This is a genomic window from Capsulimonas sp. (assembly GCF_039929585.1).
Classification (GTDB): domain Bacteria; phylum Armatimonadota; class Armatimonadia; order Armatimonadales; family Capsulimonadaceae; genus Capsulimonas.
Map to the genome: position 1 here is coordinate 21,548 of NZ_JBDSQY010000354.1, position 6,000 is coordinate 27,547.

The window sequence follows — 6,000 nt, forward strand, 5'->3', positions numbered from 1 at the left end:
CTCATTCAACGCTGAGGAGAAGACACATGAACACCGAGATGCAAGACGCCGCAAGCTGTACGCCGGCCGCCGATTCCGCCACGCCGTCCGCCGAGTTTATTCACGCGATTTCCGAGTTCTTCGAAACCGACCCGAGTGACCTGCTCGCGGAACTTGGCTACTATCAGCGCGAAGCCGGCGCCGCCAGCGATGATTTGAGCGCAGTCAAGTAACTCTCCCAACCCGCGTCGAAAATCCCGCTTTCATTCAGTTTTTGAATGAAAGCGGGATTTTTTTGCTCTAATTTTTCTCCGCATATTCGCCACAATTAGATGTAGGTACCCGGAGACTTAGCCGATTTAAACACAAAACCGGTATTTTTACCTTGACAAATGATTGTCATTGGGATATGATAGACAAGTTGTGAAATTTAGTACGAATTGCACAGCTTGTTTGGAAGTCTTTTTCGAAAGTCTCCACCGACGCCTTGCACTCCGTCTCACCAGACGATATGTGCGTCCTCAAAGAACCGTTCGAAAGGAACATGTACTTTTGATTTTTCAAAAAAAGGGCAAGCGCCCTACGACCCTACTCAACAAGGCTGCCAAGTCCGCAGTCATCGTCGCTCTCGCCGTCTCTAGCTTCACCGTCTCGCTCACTCCCGCCTTCGCGAAGACTTCTCACCACAAGCACTCATTACCCGCTGCGGTCATCACCGCCGGCAATTATTCCCACCGAGCAGCCATTAAGCTCGCCCACACCGTCAATCACACTCGCACCATTGTGGCCGTTAAGCCCAAGTCGGCTCACGAGCTGCGCCTCGCCAAGAAGCAGGCCGCGCATCAAGCGAAGCTCGCCAAGATCCAGGCTAAGCATCACTTGCTCGTCGCAAAGCATCAGGCAAACAAGAGCGCCCATCAGACCAAGGTCGCGATGCAGGACCGCGCCCTCGCCAGCGGCAACGTCGTCGAAGCAGCATATTCGATGCGCGGCGCCCGCTACCGCATGGGCGGCACTTCCCGAGGCGCTTTCGACTGCTCCGGCTTCGTTCGGTACATCCTCAGCCACACGGGCGGCGTTGATCTCCCGCGCACCGCGACTGAGCAGTACTACAACGGCGCGCCTGTCGCTTCCGGCGACTTGCAGCCGGGCGATCTGGTCTTCTTCAAGAACACCTACAAGCACGGCATCTCGCACGTCGGCATCTACACCGGCAACGGCAAGTTCGTGCATGCGGCCAATTCGCATAAGGGCGTCCGTGAAGACAGCCTGGGCGAATCCTATTACGCCAACCACTACGCCGGCGCGCGCCGCGTCCTCCCCGCCCAGATGCGGGCAATGGCGCTTGCTCCGCGCGGCAACTAAAATTTCCACGCTCCGCCGCTTCTATGTCTTGACATAGCAAGCGGCGGAGGGTATACTCCTCTACATCTGGCCCGTTGGTCTAGCGGTTATGACGCCTCCCTTTCAAGGAGGAAACCACCGGTTCGATCCCGGTACGGGCTACCAAGAAAAAAGCGCTTCGCATTTGCGAGGCGCTTTTTTTGTTGTGCTGACGTCACAAAATGACACAACCAGACACAATTGCCCAATTGACGTCCCCTTACGCTCCCTGTATGATGAGATGTAGCCCAATGATGCTATATGCAACAAATGTTCTCATAGATACATTTGCTATTTTAAAAGCAAAAGGAACCAGGGATGAACTCTATGACATTGATCCAAATCGCGCGGCGCATTGCTGCGCTCGCGGCGTCAGCTGCGGCGCTTGTACTGACATTGAGCGCGCCCAGGCCCGCCCAGGCGGCCTACACGGCGATCTACGGGGCGGATGGCTGTGACTACTATCAGTTCACCGGCTCTTCCGCCGTCTCCGGTCTCAAAACTTCTGGATGGAACGGCTTGATTATGTTCGCCATCAGCGTCCAAAGCAATGGCGACATTACTTACAGCGGCAATACACTCGTCACGGGCGGAACCTACGTTGGCTCATCCAGCTGGTCGCCAAACGTAAACGCCCTCAAGACGCCTCCGACCACCGTTTACCGGTACGAGGTCTGCATCGGCGGCTGGGGAGACGCCAGTTTTACCAATATCAAGAACCTGATCGCCTCCCAGGGCACGGGATCCGGCAGCATCCTGTACCGAAACTTCCAGGCGCTCAAGAATGCGGTCCCAGGGATCGACGCGATCAATTTCGATGACGAGCAAACCTACGATGTCGCCTCAGCGACATCCTTCGGCCAGCTCCTGAACGGCCGCGGTTTCAAAGTATCGCTGGCGCCCTACACGAACCAAAACTATTGGGTGCAGCTCAAGCACAACCTGGGAAGCGGCTGCGACCTCGTTTACCTCCAGTGCTATCAAGGCGGCGCGGGCAACGATCCCGGCAATTGGAACGCCGCATTCGGCGGCGGCTTCCATGTGATGCCCGGCATCGAAAGCAATAACCACTCCTCCACCTCCTTCTTCAACTGGGCTGTAGGGAACGGAGCCACCGGCGGCTTCTACTGGCCCGACCTTGCCTGGGGACCAGGCTCCAATTGGGGCGCCACTGAGATCCTGAACGGCATCGGCATTCCCAACAGCGGCGGTCATATGGTGCAGCTCGCCAACATCAACAGCGGCCTGCTTCTGAACGCCGCCACCGTCGCGGACGGCGTTCCCAACACCGGCGATCACATCAACCAATGGACGAGCGTCAACAAGAACCAGATTTGGACGCTCAGCTGCACCGGCCAAAACAGCAATTTCTGGAACAGCGTCTGGTCACTGGCATACTACACCGGCAGTTCCCAAACCCTATCCACGGTCTCACAGAGCCACGGCGGCGCTTACCAGCTCTACCCCTGGTACAACGGCGGCAGCCAGAAGTTCACCTTCACGCCCTCATCCACCTTCCCAGGCTGCTACAAAGTCACCTTCTCAGACGGCTGGGTGATGGACGACCAGAATGGCGGAACAGGCATTGGAACCCCTGTTCAAGAATGGGACGCGAATAACTCCAACGCCCAGCTATGGCAGTTGCGCTTCAACCCGCAAACGGGTTACTGATCGCATTCCGTTTCGATCCAGAGGCATCTCATCAAGCAAGACAGTGAATTAAAAAAAGCGCTTCGCATTTGCGAAGCGCTTTTTTCAGTTACGATCACCCGAAATCTTAATGCCTTCCCTGCCCTCTCCCCAATCGCGCCATCTCAGGCCAAATTCACGCAGTGGGTCTGGGCCTTCCCATGTCTTGTATCGATGGTAAGTCATGCGACTATGCTGCTTCAGCAGGCGATCATTTTTGATGATAAACGTTTCCAGCCAATAATGCTGCGCGGCTCCGTGCGAATATCCTTCTTCCATACCGTAATCAAATACGTATAACCGATTTCCACGGATATAAAATGATCCGCGATTTGTAAATTCCGTCACTCGCGGATCGGGATTGAGCAATTTCCAGCGGTCATGACTCAATGCATAAATGAGCGGCGATTGGACATCGTAAACGCCGGACGCGCGTCCCGCGACAAAGACTAGCAGTGGGTAAGGCCCATCAAAGCATAGAAAAGCTTCCGGCTGGCGTGCGGCAATAGGCTCTTGCGTCAACCACCAGCCTGGCGGCATCTCTGGATCGGGATCTTCTTCAATGCATTTTGGGAATTTCACCCGCTGTTCAAGCCGGCCACGCCGCCCTTGCCAGCTCAATATTTCTCCAGCTGTTAAACCAGAATCGCCTGGCTCAGGGATCGCACGTACTTTCAAATCCTTCCACACATGCGGTTCGCGGGCATGACGTGTATGGACGACATGAGTGACACGACGGATATTATCACTGCAACGCGCAGGAGAGGAATTAAGTGCGTGCAGCAGAAGCAGAGTATTTAACATCGTCATCTCCCGATTTTATTGCAATTTGAGCGCCGTTTGTCCCCTGCCCCACCAGCGCCATCTTAATCCAAATTCCCGAAGCGGATCTTTCTCTGCCGGATAGTTCGCCGGAAGGGGATATTCTTCGATAATCGAGTAGCGATGAGATGTCGTGAGAGTGTGCATCTTGACTAAGCGATCTCTCTTGATGAGGAACGTTTTCAGCCAATAGCGCTGCGGCGCTTGATGCGCATAACGATCATCCGCGGCGTAATCCCAAACGTACAGTTTGTTTCCACTAAGATAGAAAGAACCCCGGTCGGTAAATTCCGTTAAGCTGGGTTTGACTGTAAGCAATTCCCAACGATTGTGATGCAAGGCATAGATAATTGGGGATTGGATACCATAAACCCCGGATTCCCGCTTGGCGACAAATACAAGTAACGGAAGCGAGGCATCAAAGCACCGAAATGCTCTTGGGCGATGTGGAGCGTCCTTGTAATCTGAGAGCCACCATCCCCCCGTATCATCTCCAACTTTTTCGAGATCATAAGCCGGAAATTTGATTGTCTGCTCAAGCCGCCCGCGTCCGCCGTTCCAGATTAAGAGTATCCCACTCGATCTTGAGACGTAGTGAGCTTTCAGGTTTTGAAAGGGATCTGGATGCTGCGCATGAGACTTCGTAGGCGTGATACGCCGAACGCCCTCGCTGTAGATTGCGGGAGCTGAGAAGGCGCACAGTCCGGCGAGCAGGAGGGCGTGGATCATGGTGGTTTCGTTGTTAGCTTGGGATTAATTGGCGCGCGCGCAGTTCAGTTAAAATCTGCTCGACGGATTCGGCGACAGTCTGCTGATCCGTACGCACGCGGACTTCGGGGTTTTCCGGCGCTTCGTAAGGGTCGGTGACGCCGGTGAAGTGTTCGATCTCGCCGGCGAGGGCTTTCTTATAGAGACCTTTGACATCGCGGGTGGCGAGGGCTTCGATAGTGGCCTGGGCGTGGACTTCGATGAATGGGACGCCTTCGGTGTCGTGCAGGGCGCGGATCTCGTCGCGGACGTCGGCGTAAGGCGAGATAGCGGCGGTCATGGCGATCACGCCGTTGCGGGCCAGCAGGCGCGCGACGTAGCCGATACGGCGGACATTGATGTCGCGGTCTTCTTTGGAGAATGAGAGGCCCTTGGAAAGGTGCGTTCGCACTTCGTCGCCATCCAGAACTTCCACGCGATAGCCCAGCGTGCGGAATTGCTCGGCGATGGCGCTGGAGAGCGTGGACTTTCCGGCGCCGCTCAGGCCGGTGAACCAAAGGGTAAAGCCTCGGTGCGAGGCGGATTGCGTATCAGACATAAAAACTCGACTTCTCCTCACGGAACTGGGGCGGCTTCTTTGCCGCGCGAAAATTATACCTAATGCCCGGAAACGGTGTCAAAGCGCGGTCAGCCGCACGTAAAGATCGGAGACCTGACGCCAGGTGTCGTCCAGCACGCCATTGGTGTCGATCACGACATCGGCGCGCGCGACCTTCTCCGCAAGCGGCCACTGGGCGGCGAAGTGCCGCCGCGCTTCCGTCTCGTCGATCCCAAGGCGGGCCCGCAGGCGCAGGATTTGTATCTCGTCGGAACAAGACGTCACGACGATCGTGTCGACCAGATCTTCCAGGCCAGCTTCGAAGAGCAATGGGATCTCGGCGGCGGCAAGGGGGACCTTCGCAGCTCGCCATTGCGCGATCTGATTGCGGAGTTCTTGGATAATCGCGGGATGGGTGAAGCTCTCCAATGTCTTCCGCGCTTCGGGATCGTTGTAAATGCGTGCTCGCAGGAGGGCGCGGTCAATGGCGGGGATTTCCGCTTGTACGTCGCGGCAGTCGGGAAACGCTCTCAGGACGCTCTGAGTGGCCGGAGAGCCGGGAAGCAGGATATTGCGAGCGATGACATCCGCGCTGACGGTAGGCGCGCCCAGGTCGGCGAGAAACTGTGTGACCGCGCTTTTGCCGGTTGCGACCCCGCCGGTGATCCCCAAGATGCTCATGATTATCCCCTGAGATTTGACAACAAAAAAGGCCCCCGCATAACGGGGGCCTTTTCTTTAAGAGTGATTACTCTTTCTCTTCGGTCTCGGAGGTCTCGGCTTCCTCTTCGCCCGCCGCTTCCTTCAGCGCGCTGAAGTGA

Annotated in this window: 7 protein-coding genes and 1 tRNA gene; 4 read left to right on the top strand and 4 right to left on the bottom strand. The window is 56.1% G+C overall.

Annotation, left to right across the window (positions count from 1 at the left end):
* Window positions 1-26 precede the first annotated feature (26 nt).
* From ABIZ35_RS27320 to ABIZ35_RS27335, 4 genes are all read left to right on the top strand, one after another.
* Window positions 27-212, top strand: a complete 186-nt coding sequence (locus ABIZ35_RS27320) for a hypothetical protein (protein ID WP_348223106.1) — start codon at window positions 27-29, stop codon at window positions 210-212.
* 319 nt (window positions 213-531) lie between these two features.
* Window positions 532-1,344 carry a C40 family peptidase gene (locus tag ABIZ35_RS27325; RefSeq protein WP_348223107.1) on the top strand — a complete coding sequence of 271 codons (813 nt, stop codon included), beginning with the start codon at window positions 532-534 and terminating at the stop codon, window positions 1,342-1,344.
* Between the two features lie 68 nt (window positions 1,345-1,412).
* A tRNA-Glu gene (locus ABIZ35_RS27330) sits at window positions 1,413-1,488 on the top strand.
* Window positions 1,489-1,680: 192 nt separating this feature from the next.
* Entirely contained in the window at window positions 1,681-3,033 is a 1,353-nt protein-coding gene (locus ABIZ35_RS27335) for a hypothetical protein (protein WP_348223108.1), read from the top strand.
* An 84-nt stretch (window positions 3,034-3,117) separates the two neighbouring features.
* Here the strand turns inward: ABIZ35_RS27335 and ABIZ35_RS27340 are convergent, their stop codons facing one another.
* Genes ABIZ35_RS27340 through coaE form a run of 4 tightly spaced genes read right to left on the bottom strand, consistent with a single transcriptional unit; the run spans window position 3,118 to window position 5,860 of the window.
* The gene (locus tag ABIZ35_RS27340) at window positions 3,118-3,855 is read right to left on the bottom strand and encodes a hypothetical protein (RefSeq protein ID WP_348223109.1); all 738 of its coding nucleotides are present in this window, start codon (window positions 3,853-3,855) and stop codon (window positions 3,118-3,120) included.
* A 15-nt stretch (window positions 3,856-3,870) separates the two neighbouring features.
* Window positions 3,871-4,602, bottom strand: a complete 732-nt coding sequence (locus tag ABIZ35_RS27345; RefSeq protein WP_348223110.1) for a hypothetical protein — start codon at window positions 4,600-4,602, stop codon at window positions 3,871-3,873.
* A 13-nt stretch (window positions 4,603-4,615) separates the two neighbouring features.
* Window positions 4,616-5,200 carry an adenylyl-sulfate kinase gene (cysC, locus tag ABIZ35_RS27350; protein ID WP_348223111.1) on the bottom strand — a complete coding sequence of 195 codons (585 nt, stop codon included), beginning with the start codon at window positions 5,198-5,200 and terminating at the stop codon, window positions 4,616-4,618.
* Window positions 5,201-5,257: 57 nt separating this feature from the next.
* Complete coding sequence (gene coaE / locus ABIZ35_RS27355; protein WP_348223112.1) at window positions 5,258-5,860, bottom strand: dephospho-CoA kinase; 603 nt, start codon at window positions 5,858-5,860, stop codon at window positions 5,258-5,260.
* Between the last annotated feature and the right edge of the window lie 140 nt (window positions 5,861-6,000).